Annotated in this window: 20 protein-coding genes and 3 tRNA genes; 14 read left to right on the forward strand and 9 right to left on the reverse strand. The window is 54.3% G+C overall.

The annotated features are described in order from the left end of the window. The first annotated feature begins 24 nt into the window (after positions 1–24). From ptrA to recD, 3 genes are read left to right on the forward strand one after another with little or no spacing between them, the layout of a single operon-like run. Positions 25–2,910 (forward strand): pitrilysin, encoded by a 2,886-nt coding sequence (gene ptrA, locus GN242_RS04060; protein WP_156286957.1) that lies wholly within the window; start codon positions 25–27, stop codon positions 2,908–2,910. Further along, on the forward strand, positions 2,907–6,443 hold the full coding sequence (gene recB, locus GN242_RS04065; RefSeq protein ID WP_156286958.1) for an exodeoxyribonuclease V subunit beta: 3,537 nt from the start codon (positions 2,907–2,909) through the stop codon (positions 6,441–6,443). Before ptrA ends, recB begins: the two co-directional genes overlap by 4 nt. Continuing rightward, positions 6,440–8,278, forward strand: a complete 1,839-nt coding sequence (gene recD / locus GN242_RS04070) for an exodeoxyribonuclease V subunit alpha (RefSeq protein ID WP_156286959.1) — start codon at positions 6,440–6,442, stop codon at positions 8,276–8,278. Before recB ends, recD begins: the two co-directional genes overlap by 4 nt. A gap of 65 nt (positions 8,279–8,343) precedes the next feature. On the opposite strand, the gene argA is transcribed toward recD, so the two are convergent. Further along, entirely contained in the window at positions 8,344–9,717 is a 1,374-nt protein-coding gene (gene argA / locus GN242_RS04075) for an amino-acid N-acetyltransferase (protein WP_154753585.1), read from the reverse strand. Positions 9,718–9,991: 274 nt separating this feature from the next. Between argA and amiC the strand changes: the two genes are divergently transcribed. Next, a complete protein-coding gene (gene amiC, locus GN242_RS04080; RefSeq protein WP_156286961.1) occupies positions 9,992–11,239 on the forward strand; it encodes an N-acetylmuramoyl-L-alanine amidase AmiC in 1,248 nt (415 codons plus the stop codon). 105 nt (positions 11,240–11,344) lie between these two features. Here amiC and GN242_RS04085 read toward each other — a convergent pair. From GN242_RS04085 to GN242_RS04095, 3 genes are all read right to left on the reverse strand, one after another. Continuing rightward, a tRNA-Met gene (locus GN242_RS04085) sits at positions 11,345–11,421 on the reverse strand. A 47-nt stretch (positions 11,422–11,468) separates the two neighbouring features. Next, positions 11,469–11,545, reverse strand: a tRNA-Met gene (locus tag GN242_RS04090). 76 nt (positions 11,546–11,621) lie between these two features. Continuing rightward, positions 11,622–11,698 (reverse strand) — tRNA-Met (locus tag GN242_RS04095). A gap of 207 nt (positions 11,699–11,905) precedes the next feature. Between GN242_RS04095 and mltA the strand changes: the two genes are divergently transcribed. Then, entirely contained in the window at positions 11,906–13,072 is a 1,167-nt protein-coding gene (gene mltA, locus GN242_RS04100; RefSeq protein WP_156286962.1) for a murein transglycosylase A, read from the forward strand. Between the two features lie 63 nt (positions 13,073–13,135). Then, positions 13,136–13,936, forward strand: a complete 801-nt coding sequence (tcdA, locus tag GN242_RS04105; RefSeq protein WP_195918386.1) for a tRNA cyclic N6-threonylcarbamoyladenosine(37) synthase TcdA — start codon at positions 13,136–13,138, stop codon at positions 13,934–13,936. Positions 13,937–13,966: 30 nt separating this feature from the next. Here the strand turns inward: tcdA and csdE are convergent, their stop codons facing one another. After that, on the reverse strand, positions 13,967–14,413 hold the full coding sequence (gene csdE, locus GN242_RS04110) for a cysteine desulfurase sulfur acceptor subunit CsdE (RefSeq protein WP_154753589.1): 447 nt from the start codon (positions 14,411–14,413) through the stop codon (positions 13,967–13,969). Between the two features lie 2 nt (positions 14,414–14,415). Continuing rightward, a complete protein-coding gene (gene csdA / locus GN242_RS04115; protein ID WP_156286963.1) occupies positions 14,416–15,621 on the reverse strand; it encodes a cysteine desulfurase CsdA in 1,206 nt (401 codons plus the stop codon). 218 nt (positions 15,622–15,839) lie between these two features. Here csdA and GN242_RS04120 point away from each other — a divergent pair, with 218 nt between their 5' ends. From GN242_RS04120 to rlmM, 4 genes are all read left to right on the forward strand, one after another. Then, entirely contained in the window at positions 15,840–16,064 is a 225-nt protein-coding gene (locus GN242_RS04120) for a YgdI/YgdR family lipoprotein (RefSeq protein WP_154753591.1), read from the forward strand. Positions 16,065–16,409: 345 nt separating this feature from the next. Further along, positions 16,410–17,327: a transcriptional regulator GcvA gene (locus tag GN242_RS04125; protein WP_154753592.1), complete on the forward strand. Its 918-nt coding sequence runs from the start codon at positions 16,410–16,412 to the stop codon at positions 17,325–17,327. 78 nt (positions 17,328–17,405) lie between these two features. Then, positions 17,406–17,801 (forward strand): DUF423 domain-containing protein, encoded by a 396-nt coding sequence (locus GN242_RS04130; protein WP_154753593.1) that lies wholly within the window; start codon positions 17,406–17,408, stop codon positions 17,799–17,801. Then, positions 17,794–18,894, forward strand: coding sequence for a 23S rRNA (cytidine(2498)-2'-O)-methyltransferase RlmM (gene rlmM, locus GN242_RS04135; protein ID WP_154753594.1), 1,101 nt, complete (start codon positions 17,794–17,796; stop codon positions 18,892–18,894). Before GN242_RS04130 ends, rlmM begins: the two co-directional genes overlap by 8 nt. Positions 18,895–18,924: 30 nt before the next feature. Here the strand turns inward: rlmM and xni are convergent, their stop codons facing one another. From xni to queF, 3 genes are all read right to left on the reverse strand, one after another. Next, a complete protein-coding gene (gene xni, locus GN242_RS04140; RefSeq protein ID WP_154753595.1) occupies positions 18,925–19,674 on the reverse strand; it encodes a flap endonuclease Xni in 750 nt (249 codons plus the stop codon). Between the two features lie 32 nt (positions 19,675–19,706). Continuing rightward, on the reverse strand, positions 19,707–21,071 hold the full coding sequence (gene ppnN, locus GN242_RS04145; RefSeq protein ID WP_154753596.1) for a nucleotide 5'-monophosphate nucleosidase PpnN: 1,365 nt from the start codon (positions 21,069–21,071) through the stop codon (positions 19,707–19,709). A gap of 155 nt (positions 21,072–21,226) precedes the next feature. Further along, complete coding sequence (gene queF / locus GN242_RS04150; RefSeq protein ID WP_154753597.1) at positions 21,227–22,072, reverse strand: NADPH-dependent 7-cyano-7-deazaguanine reductase QueF; 846 nt, start codon at positions 22,070–22,072, stop codon at positions 21,227–21,229. A 117-nt stretch (positions 22,073–22,189) separates the two neighbouring features. On the opposite strand from queF, the gene syd reads away from it, so the two are divergent. The 4 genes from syd (at position 22,190) to GN242_RS04170 (ending at position 24,935) form a co-directional block, all read left to right on the forward strand. Then, a complete protein-coding gene (gene syd / locus GN242_RS04155; protein ID WP_230320734.1) occupies positions 22,190–22,744 on the forward strand; it encodes a SecY-interacting protein in 555 nt (184 codons plus the stop codon). A 613-nt stretch (positions 22,745–23,357) separates the two neighbouring features. Next, a complete protein-coding gene (locus GN242_RS04160; protein WP_154753598.1) occupies positions 23,358–23,684 on the forward strand; it encodes a YqcC family protein in 327 nt (108 codons plus the stop codon). After that, positions 23,684–24,457: a tRNA pseudouridine(65) synthase TruC gene (gene truC / locus GN242_RS04165; RefSeq protein ID WP_154753599.1), complete on the forward strand. Its 774-nt coding sequence runs from the start codon at positions 23,684–23,686 to the stop codon at positions 24,455–24,457. Before GN242_RS04160 ends, truC begins: the two co-directional genes overlap by 1 nt. A 28-nt stretch (positions 24,458–24,485) precedes the next feature. After that, entirely contained in the window at positions 24,486–24,935 is a 450-nt protein-coding gene (locus GN242_RS04170) for a flavodoxin (protein ID WP_154753600.1), read from the forward strand. The last annotated feature ends 26 nt before the right edge of the window (positions 24,936–24,961 follow it).

Below are 24,961 nucleotides of genomic sequence, written 5' to 3' on the forward strand. Positions count from 1 at the left end.
AAAACAGCCAGTTGAGGAGTTTGAATGCGTCGTTATGCAGTTTGGTTAGCTTGTTTTGTTTCCGTCATACTGTTTAGTCCACTGACATATGCTCAGGCAGGCTGGCAGCCTCTCACTGAAACTATCCGCAAAAGTGAGAAAGACCCACGTCAGTATCAGGCAATTAAGCTGGATAACGGTATGACCGTGCTGCTGGTGTCCGACGCACAGGCAACAAAATCACTGGCGGCGTTGACGCTTCCGGTTGGCTCGCTGGAAAACCCAACCGATCAGCTTGGCCTGGCGCACTATCTTGAACATATGGTGCTGATGGGATCAAAGCGCTATCCACAGCCTGATAACCTCGCTGAATATCTCAAAAAGCACGGGGGCAGCCATAATGCCAGCACTGCCTCTTATCGCACCGCGTTCTACCTGGAAGTGGAAAACGATGCGCTGCAACCTGCCGTCGATCGTATGGCTGACGCTATTGCAGAACCACTGCTCGATCCAATCAATGCCGATCGTGAACGCCATGCGGTGAATGCAGAGTTGACGATGGCGCGTTCGCGTGATGGCCTGCGAATGGCGCAGGTTGGCGCTGAAACGCTTAACCCGCAGCATCCGAGTTCACGCTTCTCTGGTGGTAATCTCGAAACCCTGCGTGATAAGCCGGGCAGTAAACTGCATGATGCTCTGAAGGCATTTTATCAGCGTTATTATTCAGCTAATTTAATGAAGGCGGTGATCTACGGTAATCAGCCGATGTCTGAGCTGGAAAAAATTGCCGCAGCTACCTTTGGGCGGATTGAAAATCGTAATGCCACGGTACCGGAGATTAACGTTCCGGTAGTTACCGATCAGCAAAAGGGCGTGATTATTCACTATGTGCCTGCCCAGCCGCGCAAACAGCTGAAAATCGAATTCCGTATCGACAATAACAGCGATAAATTCCGTAGTAAAACCGACACACTGATCGGCTATCTGATTGGTAACCGTAGTAAAAACACGCTGTCAGACTGGCTGCAAAATCAGGGGCTGGCAGACTCCATTAATGCTGGCGCTGACCCGATGATCGACCGTAACGGCGGGGTATTCTCGATTGCTATTTCGCTGACGGACAAAGGCCAGGCTAATCGGGATGAAGTGATCGCCGCGGTGTTCAGCTATCTGAAAACCCTGCGCACTCAGGGCATTGATAAGCGCTATTTCGATGAAGTATCGCACGTGCTGGATCTCGACTTCCGCTACCCTTCGATCACCCGCGATATGGACTACATTGAGTGGCTGGTGGACACGATGCTGCGTGTGCCGGTAGCGGATACGCTGGTTGCTCCTTATATTGCCGATCGGTTCGATCCTCAGGCGGTTAACGCCCGGCTGGATGGCATGACGCCGCAGAATGCACGCATCTGGTTTATCAGCCCGAAAGAGCCGCACAACAAAACCGCCTACTTTGTCGATGCACCTTACCAGGTGGATCGGATTACGAAACAGCGCTTTAACGACTGGCAGGCCGCCAGCGATAAAATCAGCCTGTCGCTGCCGGTACTGAACCCTTATATTCCGGATGATTTCAGCCTGATAAAGGCTGATAAAAAGTATCAGCGGCCTGAAGAACTTGTGAATCAGAAAGGGCTGCGGGTGTTCTATATGCCAAGCCAGTACTACGCCGATGAACCTAAAGCCAATATCACGCTGGCACTGCGTAATAAGGCATCAATGAGCACGGCGCAAAATCAGGTGCTGTTTGCGCTGAATGACTATCTGGCCGGTGTGGCACTGGATGAGCTAAGTTCACAGGCTTCTGTTGGCGGCATCAGTTTCTCTACCAGTGAAAATGACGGCGTTTCGTTTAGCGCCAGCGGTTTCACTCAGCGTCTGCCGAAGCTGATGGGCGAACTGCTGGACGGTTATGCCAGCTTTACACCAACCCAGCAGCAGCTGGAGCAGGCAAAATCCTGGTATCTTGAACGTCTGGACGCCGCCGAAAAAGGCAAAGCATTTGAAATGGCCATCCAGCCTGCGCAACTGTTGTCACAGCTGCCTTACACCCAGCGCAGTGAACGCCGTAAGCTCCTGCCCGGTATCACGCTGCAACAGTTACTCGACTACCGGAAAATGCTGCTGGAGCAATCCACTCCTGAGCTGTTAGTGGTCGGTAATATGACGCCGGATGCAGTACGTAAGCTGGCGGCTGACGTGAAGAGTCAGCTTAACTGCGAGGGCAGCGACTGGTGGCATAGCCAGCACGTGACGGTGGATAAAAAAGTGCTGGCTAATTTACAACAGCCTGGCAGCAGCACGGACTCCGCGCTGGCAGCGGTCTATATTCCGCTGGGGATCCCGGAATATCAGAGCATGGCCAGCAGTGCGATGTTGAGCCAGATTATTCAGCCATGGTTTTATAATCAGCTTCGTACAGAAGAGCAGCTCGGCTACGCGGTATTCTCCTTCCAGATGCCGGTTGGCCGTCAGTGGGGCATCGGTTTCCTGCTGCAAAGTAACGTGAAACAACCTGCCTATTTACTCAGCCGTTTTAACGCATTTTACCCAACGGCAGAAAAGCGCCTGCGTGAGATGAGCAAAGAGGATTTCGCCCAGTATCAGGCGGCGATGATCAACGAGCTGAAACAGCGCCCGCAAACGCTGGATGAAGAGGCCGGACGCTACAGTAAAGATTTTGACCGCGAAAATTATCATTTTGATACCCGCGAGAAGGTCATTACGCAGGTTCAGGCGCTGACGCCTGGCGCGCTGGCTGACTTCTTCCACCAGGCTGTTATTGCTCCGAGCGGGCTGGCGCTGCTGTCGCAGGTTTCTGGCAGCCATCACGGTAAGGCCGACTATGCTGCGCCGTCAGGCTGGAAAACCTGGAAAGATCTTTCCACCTTGCAGCAATCATTGCCGGTGAGCCAGGATCAGCCATGAACCAGCAGGCGCCTGAAAGGCTTGAGCCGTTAACTCTGCCGCTACACGGTGAGCGCCTGATTGAGGCGTCCGCCGGAACGGGAAAAACCTTTACCATCGGGCTACTTTATCTGCGCCTGCTGTTGGGGCTGGGCGGGGAGTCAGCATTCGGCCGCCCGCTATCGGTGGAAGAGATTCTGGTGGTGACGTTTACCGAGGCGGCGACGGCTGAGTTGCGAGGGCGTATCCGCGCCAATATTCATGAGCTGCGTATTGCCTGTATTCGTGGTGAAAGCCGTAATCCGATGCTGGCAGCCCTGATGGCTGAAGTGACTGATTTATCACATGCGGCCTCCATGCTGCTGGCTGCCGAACGGCAGATGGATGAAGCGGGTATTTTTACTATTCACGGTTTCTGTCAGCGCATGCTCAATCTCAACGCTTTTGAGTCGGGTATGCTGTTTGAACAGGATCTGATTGAGGATGAAACTCCGCTGCGCCGCCGGGCGACGGCGGATTTCTGGCGCCGTCACTGCTATCCGCTGCCGCTGCCGGTAGCTCGTGTGGTTCGTCAGCTGTGGGATGGCCCGGAGCAGCTGCTAAAAACGCTGTCGCCATGGCTGGGCGGTGAGGCACCAGCGCTGAAATCCGCTCCGGCAGCCGATGAAACGCTGGAACAGCGCCATGAGAAGATCATCGCGCAAATCAACCAGATTAAACAGGCATGGCTGGCGGCAGAGGATTTACAGTCGTTGGTGGAGTCCTCCGGAGTCGATAAGCGCAGTTACAGTAGTAAGCACTTACCTAACTGGCTGGATAAAATTACCCAGTGGGCACAGACAGAAACTCAGGACTATGAAGTTATCAAAGATCTTGAGCGGTTTGGGCAGCGCGTGCTGTCAGATAAAACAAAAAAGGGTGAGCCGCCGCGCCATCCATTATTTGACCAGATTGATGCTTTCCTCGCTGAGCCACTCTCGCTGCGCGATCTTGTAATTGCCAGGGCGTTGCATGAAGTGCGTTTTGTGACTCAGCAGGAGAAACGTCAGCATGCCCAGCTTGGCTTTGATGACCTGCTGGGGCGCTTTGATTTAGCGCTTCAGCAACCGGCTGGTGAAGCGCTGGCGGTGGCTATCCGTCAGCGTTATCCGGTGGCACTGATTGATGAGTTCCAGGATACCGATCCCCAGCAATACCGTATTTTTCATACACTCTACGCGCGCCAGTCTGAGAGCGCGCTATTGCTGATCGGTGACCCGAAACAGGCAATCTACGCCTTCCGCGGTGCGGATATCTTTACCTATATGAAAGCGCGGGCTGAAGTTAGCGCCCACTATACGCTTGAGACCAATTGGCGCTCATCACCGGCGATGATTGACGGCGTAAACCAGCTGTTTTTGCACCATACTAACCCCTTCTTATTCAGCGAAATTCCGTTTATCACCGTAAGCGCGGCTCAACCCAATGCAGAGCTGAGTTTTAGCATTGATGGTGAAGAGCAGCCGGCTTTGCAGTTCTGGCTTCAGCCAGGTGATGGCGTGGGAGTGAGTGATTACCAACAGTTTATGGCGCGCCAGTGTGCGGCGGAAATCCGCCGCTGGTTAAGCGCCGGGCAGCAGGGCACTGCACTGATTGGCAAGCCCGGCAAACAGCAGCCGGTACGCGCCTCGGATATAACTATTCTGGTGCGCAGCCGCAGCGAGGCTTCGGTAATGCGCGAGGCGCTAAACGGACTGGCGATCCCCTCAGTGTATCTTTCAAACCGCGACAGCGTATTTACCACTCCTGAAGCCCGCGAGATGCTGTGGCTGTTACAGGCGGTGCTTGCACCTGAGCAGGAGCGTGTTCTGCGCAGTGCACTGGCCAGCAGCCTGCTTGGCCTTGATGCCCGTGCGCTGGATACCCTTAACCAGGATGAGCGCGCATGGGATGCGCTGGTGGATGAGTTTACCGATTACCGTCAGCGCTGGTTAAAGCGCGGCGTGCTGCCGATGCTGCGTGAACTTATGGTAAAACGCCATATCGCGGAGAATTTGCTGGCATCTGACAGCGGTGAACGTCGCCTGACAGATCTGCTGCATCTGGGGGAGCTGTTGCAGGAGGCCGCCGCCTCTCTCGACAGCGAGCATGCGCTGGTACGCTGGCTTGCCCAACAGGTGGAACAGCCAGATGGTCAGGTGGCTAACCAGCAGCTGCGCCTGGAAAGCGATCGCCACCTTGTGCAGATCGTCACCATCCATAAATCAAAAGGTCTGCAATATCCGCTGGTGTGGCTGCCGTTTATTGCCAATTTCCGCGAGGCAGATGACGGCGTTTATCACGATCGTCAGACTTTTGAAGCGCTGCTTGATTTGCAGCAGGGAGAAGAGAGCGTGGCGCTGGCCGAGCAGGAGAGGCTGGCCGAGGATCTTCGCCTGCTCTACGTGGCGCTGACGCGTTCGGTTTATCACTGTAGTGTTGGCGTTGCGCCACTGATTAAGGGTACCCGAAAGAAAGAGGGTAACAGCGATCTGCACCGCAGCGCATTGGGCTATCTTATTCAGCGGGGGGAGCCGGCTGACGCGGGCGGACTGCAAACGGCATTACTGACGCTGCAAAGCAAGGGGACAGCGGTGACGCTGCCGCAGGAGCCGGACGATACCGTATGGCAGCCGCAGCGTGAAGATCCACAGGCGTTGAGCAGCCAGCAGTTACAGCGTTCACTGCGCGACGACTGGCGAGTGACCAGCTACTCAGGCCTGCAACAGCATGGCCATTCACCGGCGCTGGATCTGTTGCCAAGGCTGGATGTGGATGCCTCTGGTGAGGCCAGCGACGAACTGTTGCCGCAGCTTACACCACACAGTTTCCCACGGGGGGCTGCGCCAGGTACTTTCCTGCACGGGCTGTTTGAAACCCTCGAATTTACTGCTCCGCTGGATGATGAGTGGCTGGCGCTTCAGCTGAGTAGCCAGGGGCTGGACGAGGCCTGGCATCCGGTGATGCGCGACTGGATCGAGCGTATTCTGCATACGCCACTTAATGAGGATGGTGTGAGCCTGGATCAGCTGGCACCTGACGTCAGACGGGTTGAATTACAGTTTTATCTGCCAATTTCGCGTCTGCTGACCGCAGCAGCGCTTGACCAGGTAGTGCGCCAGGATCCACTCTCCGCCAGCTGTCCGCCCCTTGATTTCTATCAGGTTCAGGGGATGCTGAAGGGTTTTATCGACCTGGTATTTTGCTGGCAGGGAAAATATTACCTGCTGGACTATAAATCTAACTGGCTGGGCGAAGACAGCGCTGCCTATACCCGTCAGGCAATGGAGCAGGCGATGCAGTCGCATCGCTACGATTTGCAGTACCAGCTTTATACCCTGGCGCTGCATCGCTATCTGCGCCACCGTCTGGCCGACTATGACTATGAGCGCCATTTCGGTGGCGTGATTTATCTGTTCCTGCGTGGCCTGGACGGGGCAGAGGGCAGCAATGGTATTTACAGCACACGTCCGCAGGCAGATTTTGTCACCGCGCTTGATCGGTTGTTTGCCAACGACGCGGAGCATACAGCATGACGCTGACAGAAGGTTTACAGCAGGCGCAGCGTCTGCGGCTGCTGCGTCCGCTCGACGTTCAGTTTGCTCAGATGGTGGCGAGCGCGGAGCAACCCGCGCTGATGCTGGCTGCTGCGCTGGTGAGCCGCGACGCCGGGGAAGGTCACGTCTGCCTGCCTCTCGACCAGTTATATCCTGAGGCTTTTTTTGCCGGGCGACATACCGACCTGGCGCAGGCGTTATGGCAGGCTGCCGGGGCACCGCAGGACTGGGCTGATTATTTACTGGCGCAAAGTGCGGTCGGTGACGGAAAGTCAGCCACACCGCTGGTGCTGCATCAGCAGCGCCTCTATCTGCACCGGATGTGGCAGAGCGAAGGGGAAGTGGCGCAATTTGTTCAGCGTCAGCAGCACTCTGTGGCGCTGGATGAGGTGCAGATGCGTCAGACGCTGGATCGTTATTTCGGGCAGCAGCCGGACGATTGGCAGAAGATCGCCGCCGCAGTGGCGCTCACCCGCCAGGTTGCGGTGATTTCCGGCGGGCCGGGTACCGGCAAGACCACCACGGTGGCGAAACTGCTTGCCAGCCTGATTGAGCTGTCGGCGACGTCACCACGAATTGAGCTGGCGGCTCCAACCGGGAAAGCGGCGGCAAGACTGACGGAATCGCTGGGTAAAACGCTACAGGAACTGAAGCTGGATGACGCTATCCGCAACAGTTTTCCCGGTGAGGCAACGACGCTGCACCGCCTGTTGGGCGCGCTACCGGGCAGCCAGCGCATGCGTTATCACCGGGGGAATCCGCTGCATCTTGACGTGCTGGTGGTGGATGAAGCTTCAATGGTGGATCTGCCGATGCTGGCTAACCTGATCGCCGCGTTGCCTGCACAGGCGCGAGTCATCTTCCTTGGTGACCGCGATCAGCTCGCCTCGGTGGAAGCTGGTGCCGTACTGGGGGATATTTGCCGCTGTGCCGAATCCGGTTACAGCATGGAGCGTGCCGCTGAACTGACGCGCCTCACGGGCTGCGATGTATCCGGACGTGAGGATGCCAGCGCTTCGGAGGTTCGCGATATAATCTGCCTGCTGCGTAAAAGCTATCGATTCACCGAATCATCAGGAATTGGTCAGCTTGCACAGGCAGTCAACGCCGGAGAGGTGAAGCGGGTAGAGCAGGTATTCAGCGGTGGTTTTAGTGATATCCGTCGTCAGACTTTAAGCAGCAGCGAGGATTATCAGCAGCTGCTGGATGAGTGTGTGGCTGGTTATCGCGGCTATCTGCAACGCCTGTCATCAGGCGCGGAGCCTGCTGAGGTTCTGGCAGAGTTTGGCCGTTTCCAGCTGCTGTGTGCTCTGCGCGAAGGGCCGTTTGGCGTATCAGGGCTGAATGACCGTATTGAGCAGTCGCTGCGTCAGGCGGGGCTTATCCGTCGCAATATTGCCGTAAATGGCAAATGGTTTGTCGGGCGGCCAGTGATGATCGCCCGCAACGATCGTGCGTTGGGGCTGTTTAACGGCGATATCGGCATTGCGATGCTGGACGAAGAGCAGCAGCTCAAGGTGTTCTTCCCATTGCCTGATGGCAGCATCAAAGCTGTGCAGCCGAGCCGCCTGCCGCCGCATGATAGCGCCTGGGCGATGACGGTGCATAAGTCTCAGGGCTCTGAGTTTGATCATACGCTGATGGTGTTGCCAAATCAGGTGTTGCCGGTGCTGACGCGTGAACTGGTGTATACCGCCATCACCCGCGCTAAACGGCAGCTGACGTTATATGCAGATAAAGCAGTGTTTAACAGCGCCGTGAAGATGCGTACGCAGAGGCGTAGCGGCCTGGTGGATCGGTTAACGCAGGTGTAGAGGGGATCCCGGTTAACAAGGGGCAAGGTGTGTCTTGCCCCAACGATTAATCGTGTAACGTGCGATTAACTCTGGCGCGTTTGGGCGTTTGCTTCGCGCAGATCCACCATCAGCACTTTCGAGCGGCGCTGATAGTTATACATCTGTTTTTTGCTTTCCGGCAGCAGCTCGATATCCACCGGAACAAAACCGCGCTCCTGGAACCAGTGAATACTGCGGGTGGTCAGGACAAACAGCTTTTTCAGCCCCATCTGACGCGCCTGTAATGCCACGCGCTCCAGCAGTGCTTCACCGCGTGCTGAACTACGATAATCAGGATGTACCGCAACGCAGGCCATCTCACCGATCTGCTCTTCCGGGAAGGGATAGAGCGCCGCACAGCCGATGGTCAGGTTATCGCGTTCGACGATGGTAAATTTATCGATCTCCATCTCCAGCTGCTCTCGTGAGCGCCGCACCAGAATACCCTGCTGCTCCAGCGGGCGGATCAGCTCCAGAATACCGCCAATATCGTTAATGGTGGCGCGGCGGATCTGCTCGGCGCTCTCCATCACAATCTGCGTACCGATACCGTCGCGGGAGAACAGCTCCTGTAACAGAGCGCCATCTTCCTGATAGCTGATCAGGTGACTACGGCGGACGCCGCTGCGGCAGGCTTTTACTGCACCACGCAGAAAACGCACCGTGCCGGAGTGATAGTCATCGCTGCTTTCCAGCTCTTCTATCCGCTGCTGTGCTTCATTAGGGAACAGTTCGGAAATAATATTACCTTCGCTGTTGGTTACGCCCTGCTCAGAGCAGAAGCCGATCATTTTTTCGGCTTTCAGCTTGATGGCCAGCTGAGTGGCGACCTCTTCAGAGGTCAGATTAAAACTTTCCCCGGTGACAGAGACCGCTACCGGCCCCATCAGCACGATGGCACCGCTGTCCAGCTGGCGATGAATAGCTTCTTCGTCGATGCGGCGGATACGACCGCTGTGGCAGTAGTCCACGCCGTCATCCACGCCCAGCGGCTGGGCAATGATAAAGTTGCCGCTGACCACATTAATATGCGCGCCTTGTAACGGCGTGTTGTTAAGGCTCATCGACAGTCGGGCGGTAATATCCAGCTGCAAACGACCTGCCGCCTGCTTCACCAGCTCCAGCGATTGCGCATCGGTGACGCGGGTATGTTTATGGTAGAGAGGTTCCAGATGGCGTTCAGAGAGGCTTGCATCGATTTGTGGGCGTGCGCCGTACACCACCACCAGGCGGATACCGAGGCTGTGCAGCAGGCCAATATCATTGACGATGCTTGAGAAGTTCTCATGCTCGATGGCTTCACCACCCAGCATAATGACAAACGTTTTACCACGATGGGCATTGATATAGGGAACAGTATGGCGAAATCCCTGAACCAGCTCGGTACTACGTTCCTTCACGGCAAACCCTCTCTGCATTATTATTCGTTAAAAGTGTATTTTTATTCTTTTATCGGGTCGGGTGCAAGTGCATTTATCCTTACTTATCACCCGCTACGGAGTTTGACCAGGGCTAATGCCCTGAATTAAACGCTTTTTTGGGGTGACACTGTGGGGCAGATTCGTTAAAGTTTTTCCAAAAGACACTTTATATTTAAAGCAGTCACGCTGATTATTTTTTGTCTGTCTGTTTGTGTTTCTTTTTCTTACATTTTCTTTGTTTTTTTTGCTACAAAACAGCACCGGGAGCGGCATGACCGATTCAACATCACTTAACCGGCGGCGGTTATTACAAGGGGCAGGAGCTGCCTGGTTACTTAGTATCAGCCGTGTGGGTATGGCTGCCAGCAGCCATGTCGTGGCGATTCGCCTCTGGCCCTCATCGACCTATTCCCGTCTGACTATTGAGTCCAGCACGCCGCTTAAGTATAAGCAGTTTGCTTTGAGCAATCCCGAGCGTGTAGTGGTGGATATTGAAAATACCCGCCTTAATTCAACGCTGAACAGCGTCGGTAATCTGGTTCGCCGTGACGACCCCTATATAAAAAATGCCCGTGTTGGCCAGTTTGACCCAAATACCGTCCGCCTGGTGCTTGAGTTAAAGCAAAACGTCGCGCCGCGCATCTTCACCCTGGCCCCGGTTGCCGGGATCAAAAACCGTCTGGTGCTGGATCTCTATCCGGCCACTACCCAGCAGCACAATGATGATCCGCTACTGGCGTTGCTGGAAGATTACAACAAGGGCGATCTTGAACGTAGCCAGCCGGCGGCCGCGCCGCTGCCGGGTAAAGCAGGCCGGGATCGTCCGATTGTCATTATGATCGATCCCGGTCATGGCGGGGAAGATTCCGGCGCGGTGGGCAAGCATAAAACCCGAGAGAAAGACGTGGTGCTGAAGATTGGCCGCCGTCTGAAAGCCCTGATCGATAAGCAGCCGAATATGCGTGCTTACATGACGCGCAATGAAGATGTGTTTATTCCCCTGAAAGTACGGGTGGCAAAGGCGCGCAAGCAGCGGGCCGATCTGTTTATTTCGATTCATGCAGATGCATTCACCAGCCGTGCGGCGCGCGGTTCATCAGTATTTGCGCTGTCGACAAAAGGAGCGACCAGTACCGCTGCCCGCTTTCTGGCAAAGTCGCAGAATGAGTCAGATCTGATTGGTGGTGTAAGCAAGAGTGGCGACCGTTATCTCGATCACACCATGTTTGATATGGTGCAGAGCCTGACGATTAACGATAGTCTGAAATTTGGTAAAGAAGTGCTGTCGCGTATGGGAAAGATAAACCATCTTCATAAGCGTACGGTGGATCAGGCTGGTTTTGCGGTATTGAAAGCGCCGGATATTCCATCGATTCTGGTGGAGACTGCGTTTATCAGTAATATCGAAGAGGAGCGTAAGCTGCGCACCGCGCGTTTTCAGAATCAGGTGGCGGCTTCGATTCTGGCAGGAATTAAAGCGTATTTTGCCAGCGGTGCACCGATCGCGCCGCGTAAATAAGCAATCAGCGGAAAGGATTCTGCTGTGATTCAGGCTAAAAGGGAAAAAATGGAATTGAAATGGGCAGATGCCAGATACAAAAAAACACCCGAAAGGGTGTTCGATTGGTTGCGGGAGCCGGATTTGAACCGACGACCTTCGGGTTATGAGCCCGACGAGCTACCAGGCTGCTCCATCCCGCGTCCGATTGACGCTTTACTACTTTTACTTCCCACCCACGACGGAAAATTGGTTGCGGGAGCCGGATTTGAACCGACGACCTTCGGGTTATGAGCCCGACGAGCTACCAGGCTGCTCCATCCCGCGTCCGCGTGGTTTGCCGCTTCCATCACGACAACTATCTTTTTTACTGCTTAACTCAATCTTACAGACTTCAGTTAATTGGTTGCGGGAGCCGGATTTGAACCGACGACCTTCGGGTTATGAGCCCGACGAGCTACCAGGCTGCTCCATCCCGCGTCCGTGGATGCGCACTATACGCCTGATGGGTTTTGTTGCAACCCCTTTTTGCAGATAAGTGGTTAAAAACGTTGTTGTGATGCTTTTTTCTGCTCTGATGCTGAAATGTTGCACAAATGGCCCATCTCTTTTTCTACTGGCGCATTTAATTATGTCGGTGCCTTTGCTATCTTCGCGCAGGGTTTCCGTATAAAGGTAGAGAAAGGAATGAAAGCAGGTTGGGCAAAATATCTGGTAGCCGGCACGCTGCTGGCGCTGCTGGCGCTGCTGGCGCTGCTGGCGGGGTGTTCGTCTAAGCCCACCGATCGTGGGCAGCAATATAAGGATGGAAAACTGGATCAGCCGCTGGCGCTGGTAAATCAGCCTAATGCGAAAGGGCGTCCGGTCAACGGCAGAGACTTTGCCGATCAGGTTTCTCAAATCCGTTCTACTTCTTCAGCTATGTATTCGCGTCAGTCCGGCACCTACAGTGCGATTGAAAGCTGGCTGATGGCCGGTGGCGATACGCGTCAGCTGCGCCAGTTCGGTCTGGATGCATACCAGATGGAAGGTGCCGATAATTATGGCAACGTGCAGTTTACTGGCTACTACACGCCGGTTATTCAGGCACGCTATACCCGTCAGGGTGAGTTCCAGTATCCTTTATACCGGATGCCACCGCGCGCTAAGGGCCGTAAGCTGCCAAGCCGTGCAGAAATCTACAGCGGTGCGCTGGATGAGCGCTTTATTGCGGGCTACAGCAATTCGCTGATGGATAACTTTATTATGGATGTGCAGGGCAGCGGATATGTTGATTATGGCGACGGTCGTCCGCTGACGTTCTTTGGCTACGGTGGCAAGAATGGTCATGCGTATCGCAGCATTGGTAAAGTGCTGATCGATCGTGGTGAAGTGAAGCGCGAAGATATGTCGATGCAGGCTATCCGCCACTGGGGTGAGACTCACAGCCCGGCCGAAGTGCGTGAACTGCTGGAGCAGAATCCCTCTTTCGTCTTCTTTAAGCCAGAGAGTTTTGCACCGGTGCGTGGTGCCAGTGCCGTGCCGCTGGTGGCAAAAGCTTCCGTTGCCGCTGACCGGGCGTTAATCCCACCGGGCACCGCGCTACTGGCGGAGGTTCCACTGCTGGACAATAACGGCAAATTTACCGGAAAATATGAGATGCGTATGATGGTGTCGCTGGATGTTGGCGGTGCTATTAAAGGACAGCATTTCGATATCTACCAGGGCATAGGCCCGGATGCCGGACATATGGCAGGCTGGTTTAACCATTATGGTCGCGTCTGGGTGCTGAAAAATGCCCCTGGTGCGGGTGCGCCGATCTTCTCTTCTGCTCAGAATAATACGTCTCAGAGTGGTTTACTGGTCAGCCGGTAAGTCCCCGGCGGGCCGCATTGCCGGCCCGCTGTGTATATCGACGTTTTCGAGGAATAATAAATGATGGTTCTTTCAGACGCCTGGCGGCAACGCTTTGGCGGAACGGCGCGCCTTTACGGTCAGTCAGCGCTTCAGCTGTTTGCCGATGCGCATGTCTGCGTGGTGGGTATTGGCGGCGTCGGCTCGTGGGCGGCGGAAGCGCTGGTGCGAACCGGCATTGGCGCAATCACGCTAATTGATATGGATGATGTCTGTGTCACGAACACCAATCGTCAGGTTCACGCGCTGAAAGAGAATGTTGGCCGGGCAAAAACCGAGGTAATGGCGGAACGTCTGCTGGCGATCAATCCGGAGTGCCGGGTGACCTGCGTGGATGACTTTGTGACGCCGGAAAATACCGCCGAGCTGATTGGTAAGGATTTTAGCTATGTGATTGACGCGATCGATAGCGTACGGCCTAAAGCGGCGCTGCTGGCGTGGTGTCGGCGTAATAAAGTGCCGCTGGTAACGACCGGGGGAGCGGGCGGTCAGATTGATCCAACTCAGATCCAGGTGGCGGATCTGGCTAAGACTATTCAGGATCCGCTGGCGGCAAAACTGCGTGAGCGGCTAAAAGGCGATTTCAATATCGTTAAAAACAGCAAAGGGAAGCTGGGTATCGACTGCGTGTTTTCCACTGAAGCGCTGATGTATCCGCAGCCGGACGGATCGGTATGTGCATCGCGCAGCACCGCTGAAGGGCCGAAGCGTATGGACTGCGCAGCGGGTTTCGGCGCGGCGACGATGGTTACCGCAACGTTTGGTTTTGTCGCGGTCTCGCACGCACTGAAGAAAATGATGGCGAAAGCAGCGCGTCAGCAGTGATTGCGCTGATATCGCGGGTGGGGCTGACACTCACCCGTGACTGGCTGCGGCGCGCTTCACTGCATCGGCCATAGCCTGCAATCCGGCGCTGCGTGAGGCACTGAGCTGCTCTTTTAAGCCCAGTTGGGCAAATAACGCCAGTGGATCGTCCTGCTGTAACTGTAACGTTGTTTTGCCCTCCACCGTTGTCAGCAGCACCGCCAGCAACCCACGCACAATACGTCCTTCACTGTCACCATAGAAATGCAGCCGTCCGTCATCTGTTTTCTGCCAGCCCAGCCAGACGCGGTTCTCACATCCGGCCAGCTCAATGTCGCTACTTTTTAACTCATCAGGCAGGGCGGGTAGCTGCTTGCCCAACAGGATCAGCTGGCGATAACGCTCCTCCCACTGTCGGAAGCTGGAAAACTGCGTCAGCAGCGACTCCGGGGTAATCTTTGTCCCAAACGGGTGCGGGGCTATCAGGGTTAAACTCATGGTCAGTCTGCCAGTAACGTCAGTGCTGTGGTCATGGCCGCGACCAGCGCGTCCACATCTTCACGGGTGTTGTAGGGAGCGAAGGAGGCGCGCAACGTGCCGCTGACGCCCAGGGCTGCCAGCAGCGGCTGGGCGCAGTGCTGACCGGCGCGTACAGCAATGCCGCTTTCAGCCAGTAGCATCACTACATCGCTATGATGAATGCCTGCAATATCAAAGGCCAGCAGGCTGGAGTTGCTGGCACGATAGCTGCGAAAACCAGGCAGGGCTGACAGGCGCGCCTCCGCCTGGGTGGCAAGCTCACAGCTCCAGCGTTCAGCGGCAGCAATATCTATGTCGTTTAGCCAATCCAGTGCAGCGCTCAGACCGATTACACCGGCAACGTTGGGCGTTCCGGCTTCGAAACACCAGGGAACCGGCTGCGGAGTAAATCCGTCAAAGGTTACGCTGCTGATCATCTTGCCTCCGCCCTGCCAGGGCACCATTTCCGCCAGCAGACAGGCTTTGCCATACAGCGCGCCAATGCCCATCGGGCCGTAGAGTTTGTGAGCCGAAAAAGCATAGAAATCAATATCGAGCGTCTGCACATCCGGCGGGCAGTGAACCACACCCTGGGCACCATCAACCATCACCTTTGCGCCACAGCCATGCGCCAGGCTGATTACCTGTTGCAGGTCGGGGCAACCGCCGGTGACGTTGGACATCTGCCCTACGGCGACAAGGCGCGTGCGGGCATTTAATAGTGCAGGCAGTTGCCCGATATCCGGCAGGCGATCGTCGCCAACAGGCCACTTAACAACGCGTGCGCCGGTCTGTTCTGCCACCATCAGCCACGGCACCAGGTTTGCGTGGTGCTCCGCTTCACTGACGACAATCTCATCTCCCGCTTGCAGGCGCGGGCGCAGCCAGCTTTGTGCCACCAGGTTGATCGCTTCTGTGGTGCCTTTAGTCCAGACAATGCTGTGGCTGTCTGCGGCGTTAAGCAGCTGCGCTACCTGGCTGCGGGCCTGCTCGTAGCGCTCGGTCAGACGCTGTGCGGCGGCAAACTGGCTGCGGTGCACCGTTCCGGCACTCAGACGATAGAACTGCTCCGTCGCGCTGATAACCGCCAGCGGTTTTAGTGCAGTGGCGGCGCTATCGAGATAGCAGGTAGCATCATTAAGAGCGGGAAACTGCTGGCGAAACTGCTGCGGATTAAATGACGTCATACTTTATGCACTTTCCTCTGGGGGCGTGTCTTTTTAGGGCCAGTCTGAAATGATTGTCGTTTTATGGCAAAGCTGAAAAAGCGCGTTATGCTGGATTATGACTGTTTTTAGTGTTTACCCGCAAATAGAAGCGCTGTCATTGCAGGCAATTTAATCGTTTTTCGCCGTAATTTTGACAGCTCATCGGGTACTTTCTCTCTCAGACTGGAGATATAAAAATGAAAAAATTAGCTGCTGTAATTGCCGCCTGTGCCATGACGTTTACGCTGGCTGCCTGTTCAAGTAACTATGTGATGCATACCAATGATGGCCGGACTATCGTTGCCGACGGCAAGCCTATGGTAGACGATGAAACCGGGATGATCAGCTATAAAGATGCCAATGGCACCGAACAGCAGATTAACCGTTCTGATGTTAAAGAGATGGTTGAGTCAGGACAGTAAATCGCAGGTAAAAAAAAGCACCGCCTTTGGCGGTGCTATTAAAAATCAATATGGACAGACAGGGTAAATCTACAGGAATAAAAGGTAGCCAGGCTACCAGACCTGAAAATCGTCAGGTCAATTGCAAACACAACATCACGACACAAGCCAAAAGCCCCTCAAAATTCCGCGAGTTAACACCAAATTTTAAGACACTTTTCGTTCCGGCTCAGGAAGTGCCGCAACTATAGGTATTTGCTGGTAGTTCCTCAACGGACAATTTATAATGCCTCGGATAAAAAAAACTAATACGTAACTCTGTGTGACAGAGCGACGCCTTGCCGCGATGAAAAGTACCCATCAACCATGTCTAAACGTTTACCACCTTTGAATGCGCTGCGGGTTTTTGACGCTGCTGCTCGTCATCTCAGTTTTACCAAAGCCGCAGAAGAGCTGTTTGTGACTCAGGCTGCCGTCAGCCATCAAATCAAGTCACTGGAGGATTTTCTCGGCCTGAAGCTGTTTCGTCGCCGTAATCGATCGCTACTTTTGACCGAGGAGGGACAGAGCTATTATCTGGATATTAAAGAGATTTTTACCTCCCTGAATGATGCCACGCGCAAGTTGCAGGCGCGCAGTGCAAAAGGGGCACTGACTGTCAGTTTACTGCCGAGTTTTGCCATTCAGTGGCTGGTGCCAAGGCTGACCAGCTTTAACTCAGCTTATCCGGGAATCGATGTTCGCATCCAGGCTGTTGACCGTGATGAAGAGAAACTGGCCGATGATGTGGATGTGGCGATTTTCTACGGACGCGGCAACTGGCCGGGCTTGCGAGTGGAAAAGTTGTATGCGGAATATCTGCTGCCCGTTTGTTCGCCGCTGCTGCTAACCGGCGAACGTCCGCTGACGTCGCCTGCGGCTCTGGTGAACCATACCCTGCTGCATGATGCTTCACGCCGTGACTGGCAGGCTTATACTCGCCAGCTGGGGCTGAATAGCATCAATGTGCAGCAGGGGCCGATTTTCAGCCACAGTGCGATGGTGCTTCAGGCGGCCATTCACGGCCAGGGTGTTGCGCTGGCAAATAACGTGATGGCGCAGAGTGAGATCGAAGCTGGCAGGTTGGTTTGCCCGTTTAATGATGTATTAGTCAGTAAAAATGCTTTTTATCTGGTTTGTCATGACAGTCAGGCAGAACTGGGTAAAATAGCGGCCTTTCGTCAATGGATCCTGGCAAAAGCGGCCAGTGAACAAGAAAAATTTCGCTTTCGCTACGAGCATTGATCGAACCACACTCGCCGCCATGCGCGAGTATGAACTGGCGGCAGGGGCATAAACCCTGCCCGGATAGAGGATAGAGTCATGTCCAGTCGTGCAATGCTGATTTTCTCCGCCATCAGTGGATTTTTCTACGTGGTGCTGGGGGCATTTGGTGCCCACGTATTAAGCAAGACGCTGGGAAGCGCAGAGATAGCCTGGATGAAAACCGGGCTGGAGTACCAGGCGTTTCACACCCTGGCGATACTGGGTTTGGCGGCAGCGATGCTGCGCCGGGCCAATATCTGGTTTTACTGGAGCAGCGCATTTTTAGCGTTGGGAACCGTATTGTTCAGCGGCAGTCTTTATTGTCTGGCGCTGTCACACCTGAAACTCTGGGTGTATATCACTCCAATTGGCGGCACCTGCTTCCTGATTGGTTGGATTTTGATGTTGGTTGGCGCGCTGCGTCTGAAAAAAAGGGCAGAACGCCATGAATAAGATTTTACTGTATTGCCGTCAGGGTTTTGAAAAAGAGTGTGCGGCTGAAATTACCGCCAAAGCCGCAGAGCGTGAGGTGTATGGCTTCGCCAGGGTCAAAGATGACTCCGCGTATGTGCTGTTTGAGTGCTATCAGCAGGGTGAGGCGGAAAAGCTGCTAAATGAACTGCCTTTCAGCGAGCTGATTTTCTCCCGTCAGATGATTGTTGTTGGTGAGCTGCTGCGCGACCTGCCAACTGAAGACCGCATCTCGCCAGTGGCGGGTATGCTGACCGGAGTGGTTGAGAAGGGCGGCGATCTGCGGGTTGAAGTTCCAGATACTAATGCCAGTAAAGAGCTGCTGAAATTCTGCCGCAAGTTCACCGTGCCGCTGCGTGCCAGCCTGCGCAAAGCAGGTATTCTGCTTAATTATGAGAGCAATAAGCGCCCGGTGGTGCACGTGTTCTTTATTGCTTCCGGCTGCTGCTATGTTGGGTATTCCCTGCCGCATAATAACTCAGCGCTGTTTATGGGGATCCCGCGTCTTAAGTTTCCTTCTGATGCACCAAGCCGTTCCACGCTCAAGCTGGAGGAAGCTTTCCACGTGTTTATTCCTGCCGATGAGTGGGATGAGCGCCTGGCCAGCGGGATGTGGGCGGTGGATCTGGGTGCCTGCCCTGGCGGCTGGACTTACCAGCTGGTACAGCGCAGCATGATGGTCAACGCCGTCGATAACGGGCCAATGGCTCCGAGCCTGATGGATACCGGACAGGTATTCCACCAGCGTGAGGATGGTTTCAAATATCGCCCGACGCGCAGCAATAACTATTGGGTTGTTTGCGATATGGTAGAAAAACCGGTGCGTGTGGCAAATCTGATGGCCGACTGGCTGGTAAATGGCTGGTGCCGTGAAGCGATCTTTAACCTTAAGCTGCCGATGAAAAAGCGCTACGAAGAGGTGTCGCAGAACCTGGCGATGATCGATGAAAAGCTAAAAGAGAACGGTATTAATGCGCAGATTCAGGCGCGTCAGCTTTATCACGACCGCGAAGAGGTGACGGTGCATATTCGCCGTATCTGGAGTGCGGCTCCTGGCCGTCGCGACGAAAGATAATCTTTTGTAGGGGGCGGGTATGCCCGTCCCCTACGGTAAACGAAGATCCTTCAGATTTCCTTCCAGCACCAGATCCGTTTTAAGCGTTGCTACCTGTCGGCAAATTTCCGCTAACGGCTGATGTTCGGCCAGTTTTTTTCGCCATTTCTCCGGAACCTGATCCAGCTGCTGATAGAGCTGCTCCAGGCTGCCAAACTGCTGTAATAACTGACTTGCACTTTTCGCACCAATCCCCGGTACGCCCGGTATTTTGCTGCTGCTGATACCCGCCAGCCCCCAGTAATCGGTCAGCTGCGCCGGAGATACGCCAAATTCAGCGGCAATAAAGGGCACATCCAGCCAGCGTTTCTGAAAGTAATCACGAATCTGGATAGTTGGCGCCAGCAGCTGGCAGTAGCCTTTATCGGTGGACACAATCGTTGCCTGATAGCCTGCGGAAGCCACTTTGCAGGCTAATGTTGCCGCCAGATCGTCGGCTTCATCGCCTTTAGAGTGCCAGCTGGTTACGCCAATGCTGGCAAACGCCGCCCGCAGTAACGGCATCTCTTCGCGCAGATTATCCGGCATCGGTGAGCGCCCGGCCTTGTAATCCGGTAACAGCTGATGCCGCCAGCTCTCGCTGCGATCGTCATCATCAAATACGGCGACGGCGTGAGTCGGGCGGGTGTGTAGCAACAGCTGTTGCAGGGCATTCAGACAGGTTTCCTGACAGGGGGAACCCTGCACCGCGTGAATGCGCCGAATCAGATTCAGCGCATCGATAATTAACAGATGTATCATCAGATAACCCTGAGCGGCCCGCAGGCCGCTCTTTATTTAATGATTTCGTAGCAGGGGATATATGCACTGCCCGGCAGTTTCATACGATGCTGCGCAACAAATCCTTGCAGCAGTTCATCCATGCGACGCATGATTTCCGGATCGCCGTTCAACTTGTACGGCCCTTTCTCTTTGATAGCCTGGATGCCAATATCTTTTACGTTACCGGCAACAATACCGGAGAACGCCCGACGCAGTGCAGCGGCCAGCTGTTCAGCCGGCTGGTCAGGGGAAAGATTGAGATTGGCCATATTCTCGTGGCTTGGCATAAATGGCATTTGCAGATCGGGAGCAATGCGCAGCGCCCAGTTGAAGCTGTAGGCATCGCCTATTTCGCGACGGTACTCTTTCACTTTCGGCATTGCCTGCTTCATCAGACGCGCCACTTCGGCAGCATCATCAATAATGATGCTGTAGTGTTTACGCGCTTCGTCACCCAGGGTGCTGACGATAAACTCATCCAGTACGCGGAAGTAATCGGCGCTCTCTTTTGGCCCGGTCAGAATCAGCGGCAGCACCTGATCATGGTTTTGCGGGTTCATCAAAATACCCAGCAGGTAGAGCAGCTCTTCTGCGGTGCCAACGCCGCCCGGGAAGATGATAATGCCGTGAGCGATACGCACAAATGCTTCCAGGCGTTTTTCGATATCCGGCATGATGATCAGTTCATTTACCAGCGGGTTCGGCGGCTCGGCGGCAATGATCGACGGTTCAGTCAGACCGATAAAACGGCTGTCTCTGTAACGCTGCTGCGCATGGCCTACCGCAGCGCCTTTCATAGGTGCTTCCATGACGCCCGGCCCGCAGCCGGTACAGATATTCAACTCACGCAGGCCCAGCTGTGCACCCACGCTGCGGCAGTATTGATATTCAATGGCGTTAATCGAGTGACCACCCCAGCACACCACGGTATTGGGCACTTCGCCCACGTGCAGCGCGCGCGCATTGCGCAGAATGGAGAAAACCAGGTTGGTAATATGCACCGGGTCTTCCGCTTTTAACTGCAGGGATCGCCCGGCGTTATCGATCTTACCGTTCAGGAACAGGATGTCGCGCAGAACTGCAAACAGGTTAGCCTGTAGGGCGCGAATAAGTCGGCCATCAACAAACGCCTCTTCAGGCGGGTTGATCAGTTCCAGTTTTACGCCGCGCTCACGGCGCAGTACGTTAATATCGAAACTTTCGAAGCGGGCAAGCAATTCGTGGCTGCTGTCAGTCTGGCTGCCGGAATTAAGGACGGCGAGTGAGCAGTTACGAAAAAGCTGATAGAGGTCGCTGCTGGCGGTGCGCTTAAGCATATCGACTTCAAGCTGGGAAAGCAGATCCATTGAGCCGAGTGGGCTAATTTGTGTAATCAAGTGAACTCCTTTACACCCACCTGGGTGTGCAGTAACTCAGTGACAGGACGATCACCAGAGTAAAATTTCCCTGGGCAATATCGTAACGTTGCCCATCGTCAGAGTAGCCTTTTCCTTTGATATTTAACAACTGCTTAACGCACACAAAGCCTGTTTTATTGACGAGCCAGCCTTGAGCGCGTAGCGATAAACTTGTCGTTGGTACGCCACGGGTTGATATCCAGCCCGCCACGTCGTGTATAACGGGCATAAACGCTCAGACTTTCCGGCTGGCAGTAACGCATAATATCGCTGAAGATACGCTCGACGCACTGCTCATGGAACTCATTGTGATGACGGAAAGAGACCAGATAACGCAGCAATGCCTCACGCTGAATTCGTGGGCCACAATAGCTGATCTGCACTGAACCCCAGTCCGGCTGGTTAGTGATCAGGCAGTTTGACTTCAGCAGGTGGCTGACCAGCTGCTCTTCCACCCGTTCTTCGCTGGTGGCATCTTGCAGATAATCGGCACTGAACTGGTAATTATCAATAACAATGTCTTGTTCATCAATACATTCGCCACTGAAGCGGCCAACAGGCTGCCCTTCAATTTCTTGCAATCGGAACAGCGCGACAGTGACCTTACCCTGAGCGCAGGCGCTGAGATCGCGCTCTAACGTATGGCGTACATCGCCCCAGTTGGCAAATTGCGTCTGATTGAAACTGTTCAGGTAGAGTTTAAAGCTTTTGGACTCGATAAGATTAACGCTGTCAGCGTCCAGTGTGACTTCACCGATTGCTACCTGCGGTAATCCTTTACTGTTCAGCCATGAGAGTTCGTAAAGCGTCCATATATCAGCACCGGTAAAGGGCAGACTGTCAGGATAGAGGCCCAGCGGCTCACGGTTCAGGCTACGTGGTACGGCCTGTAACAGCTCAGGTTGATAGCTGTCGTGGTATTCTGTGGGTTTCCCCAGAGTCAGGCCTTCCAGTGCCTGATGATGGTCGTATGAAGACATGGTGTTACCTTGTGTTACCTTAGGATGCCCGCAGCGGCAGGCAGCTTGATAAGTGTTATGCAAAGACGTGTACATCAGGCTGTCAGTGTAACCCAGCCAGCAAAGAGTGAAAAAATAATGATCGAAGAAACCTCCCAGGCATTACGCGATTTTAGCCAGCGCTACTGCGATCTCTGGCAGCAAACGTACGGCCACGCGCCAGCCAGTGCCGCTTTGCACGGTATCCCCTCGTCCTGTGTGCTGGAAAGCCATGAGGATGAAATATGGTGGCAACCGCAGCCGTTTACGCTGGCGAAAAACCTTGATGCCGTTGAACGTGCGCTGGATATCAGCCTGCAACCTTCGGTAACCGGGTTCTATACCGCACAATTTGCGGGCGATATGGCGGGAACTTATCAAGGAAAAAGGGTGTCTCTGGTTCAGGTGTGGAGTGAAGACGACTTTGTGCGCGTGCAGGAAAATCTGATCGGGCATCTGGTGATGAAGCGTCGTCTGAAACATTCTCCTACGTTATTCATCGCAACCACCGACTCTGAACTTGAGGTGGTTTCGGTGTGTAATCTCAGCGGAGAGGTGATCATTGAGCAGTTAGGCACCCAAAAGCGCGAAGTGATCGCACCTTCTGTTCAGAACTTTCTTATTCAGTTACAACCCCTTAGCGAACCCTCATAAGAGTTTGCCTATCCCGCGTGTGCGAGATGTCTTACAAAGCGTGTGAGATATCGCTTCTAAGTGCGCAGAGTTAACTATCGTGTAAATTGTAATAATAATGTAGATCATGATGTTAGGGATCCTTCTATTAATCCTTGCTTTTACGGCGATTAAAAAAACGTCAGGGGTGGCTTGTTTGCCCGTGCTAATCAGGCAAAATGGCACTCATCGGCAAAGGATGCTTTGAGCAAGGATGAACATCAGGACGATGTAAGGTACTCACGGAAAGAGTATTTTCTGTCAGGATGACATATCAGGGAGAGGCTTCAGGATGAAGCAAGGAAACCTCAGGAAGAGGTAATGGACACCTCCAGGACGGAGAAAGTGTACCGAAAAGGATTGTCGGTGGTCAGGGAAGCAGATGGAATAGCATCGGGATGGTGCGGCTATGGAGAGCGTCAGGAATAGTTTTCAAGGATGAGCAGGGAGCATAAAAGTAGCCGGATTGCTGCGAACGAACCAGGGGCACTGTTTATACAGTGCCCCTTTTTTTGTCGAAATTTTTACCCGCATGCAGTGTGAATGCTATGATTTGCGCCCTTTATCCCCCCGACACTTTATCAGGAGGTTGCTCATGAGCCGTGAACAACAGGTTCAGGAACGGTTGCTGGCTATTGAAGTTCAGCTTAAACAGGCTGGATTATGGCAGGCTGTCGCCCCAAATAGTGAGGCGTTTGCCAGCACAGAACCTTTCTGCGTCGACACGATGACGCCATTACAATGGCTGCAATGGATATTTCTGCCGCGTATGCAGGCCCTGCTGGATGCCGGCGCGCCGTTGCCAGCCACGCTGGCAATTGCTCCCTATTATGAAGTCTGGCTTGAGGGTGAGATCCCGCAGCGGGCGCTGCTGCTGCGCTGTTTAAACAGTTTTGACCAGTTGTTTGAGTCGGAAAACTGATGCTGGAGATTATTTATCAGGATCAGTGGCTGGTGGCAGTGAATAAACCCTCCGGCTGGCTGGTACATCGCAGCTGGCTGGATCGCCATGAAACTCGTTTTGTTATGCAGACGGTACGTGACCAGATTGGGCAGCATGTCTTTACCGTACATCGCCTCGACCGTCCAACATCCGGCGTGTTGCTGATGGCGTTATCGAGTGAGGTGGCGCGTTTACTGTCAGCTCAGTTTGAGCAGCATCAGTTACAGAAAACCTATCACGCAGTAGTCCGCGGCTGGCTGGAAGGCGAAGAGACGCTGGATTACGCGCTGACTGAAGAGCTGGATAAAATTGCGGATAAGTTCAGCCAGCCGGAAAAGGCTCCGCAGGAAGCGGTCACCCACTGGCGCGGGCTGGTGACAGCTGAACTGCCGGTTCCGGTCGGGCCTTACCAAACCTCGCGTTATTCGCTGGTTGAGATGAAGCCGGAAACCGGACGTAAGCACCAGCTGCGCCGCCATATGACCCATCTGCGACATCCGATTATTGGCGACAGCGCCCATGGCGATCTCAAGCAGAATCGCAGCGCTGCGGCGAATTTTGGTATGAATCGCCTGATGCTGCACGCCAGCGAACTGACTCTGACGCATCCGGTCACCGCAGAGCCGCTGGTGTTGCGTGCCGGGCTTGATGCGGTCTGGCAAACGGCGATGACGCAGTTCAGCTGGCAGCACTGTCTCCCTGATATTCCACGGGTTGAGTTCACGACGGAAACCCCGCAGGATAGTGAATAATATTAAGCATCCATAAATGGAGAAGAGCATGGCTGAGGTAGGGATTTTTGTTGGTACCGTTTACGGTAATGCCCTGTTGGTGGCGGAAGAGGCTGAACCGCTGCTGGCTGCTGCCGGTCATCAGGTGAAGATTTTTGAGGATCCTACGCTGGATGAGTGGCAGCACTATGCGCAGCATGTCGCACTGGTGATCACGTCAACTACCGGGCAGGGCGATTTGCCAGACAGCATCGCTTCGCTGTTCAACGGCATCAAAGATAAACTGGGTTACCAGCCCACCCTGCGCTACGGCATTATTGCGCTGGGTGACAGCAGCTATGATGAGTTCTGTGGCGCTGGTAAAAAGTTTGCTGAACTGTTGCAGGATCAAAGCGCTATCCGCGTGGGCGAGATGCTGATGGTCGATGCCACAGAGAACCCGGAGCCGGAAGAGGTTACCTCGCCCTGGGTTGAGCAGTGGGCCAGGCTGATTGGATAATTAAACGGTGGATCTGCTGAACAGAT

It is taken from the genome of Erwinia sorbitola, from assembly GCF_009738185.1.
Classification (GTDB): Bacteria; Pseudomonadota; Gammaproteobacteria; order Enterobacterales; family Enterobacteriaceae; genus Erwinia; species Erwinia sorbitola.

Coding starts and splice junctions, on each gene's coding strand:
- ptrA (WP_156286957.1), top strand. CDS start 25: ATGCGTCGTTATGCAGTTTGGTTAGCTTGTTTTGTTTCCGTCATACTG.
- recB (WP_156286958.1), top strand. CDS start 2,907: ATGAACCAGCAGGCGCCTGAAAGGCTTGAGCCGTTAACTCTGCCGCTA.
- recD (WP_156286959.1), top strand. CDS start 6,440: ATGACGCTGACAGAAGGTTTACAGCAGGCGCAGCGTCTGCGGCTGCTG.
- argA (WP_154753585.1), bottom strand. CDS start 9,717: ATGCAGAGAGGGTTTGCCGTGAAGGAACGTAGTACCGAGCTGGTTCAG.
- amiC (WP_156286961.1), top strand. CDS start 9,992: ATGACCGATTCAACATCACTTAACCGGCGGCGGTTATTACAAGGGGCA.
- mltA (WP_156286962.1), top strand. CDS start 11,906: ATGAAAGCAGGTTGGGCAAAATATCTGGTAGCCGGCACGCTGCTGGCG.
- tcdA (WP_195918386.1), top strand. CDS start 13,136: ATGGTTCTTTCAGACGCCTGGCGGCAACGCTTTGGCGGAACGGCGCGC.
- csdE (WP_154753589.1), bottom strand. CDS start 14,413: ATGAGTTTAACCCTGATAGCCCCGCACCCGTTTGGGACAAAGATTACC.
- csdA (WP_156286963.1), bottom strand. CDS start 15,621: ATGACGTCATTTAATCCGCAGCAGTTTCGCCAGCAGTTTCCCGCTCTT.
- GN242_RS04120 (WP_154753591.1), top strand. CDS start 15,840: ATGAAAAAATTAGCTGCTGTAATTGCCGCCTGTGCCATGACGTTTACG.
- GN242_RS04125 (WP_154753592.1), top strand. CDS start 16,410: ATGTCTAAACGTTTACCACCTTTGAATGCGCTGCGGGTTTTTGACGCT.
- GN242_RS04130 (WP_154753593.1), top strand. CDS start 17,406: ATGTCCAGTCGTGCAATGCTGATTTTCTCCGCCATCAGTGGATTTTTC.
- rlmM (WP_154753594.1), top strand. CDS start 17,794: ATGAATAAGATTTTACTGTATTGCCGTCAGGGTTTTGAAAAAGAGTGT.
- xni (WP_154753595.1), bottom strand. CDS start 19,674: ATGATACATCTGTTAATTATCGATGCGCTGAATCTGATTCGGCGCATT.
- queF (WP_154753597.1), bottom strand. CDS start 22,072: ATGTCTTCATACGACCATCATCAGGCACTGGAAGGCCTGACTCTGGGG.
- syd (WP_230320734.1), top strand. CDS start 22,190: ATGATCGAAGAAACCTCCCAGGCATTACGCGATTTTAGCCAGCGCTAC.
- GN242_RS04160 (WP_154753598.1), top strand. CDS start 23,358: ATGAGCCGTGAACAACAGGTTCAGGAACGGTTGCTGGCTATTGAAGTT.
- truC (WP_154753599.1), top strand. CDS start 23,684: ATGCTGGAGATTATTTATCAGGATCAGTGGCTGGTGGCAGTGAATAAA.
- GN242_RS04170 (WP_154753600.1), top strand. CDS start 24,486: ATGGCTGAGGTAGGGATTTTTGTTGGTACCGTTTACGGTAATGCCCTG.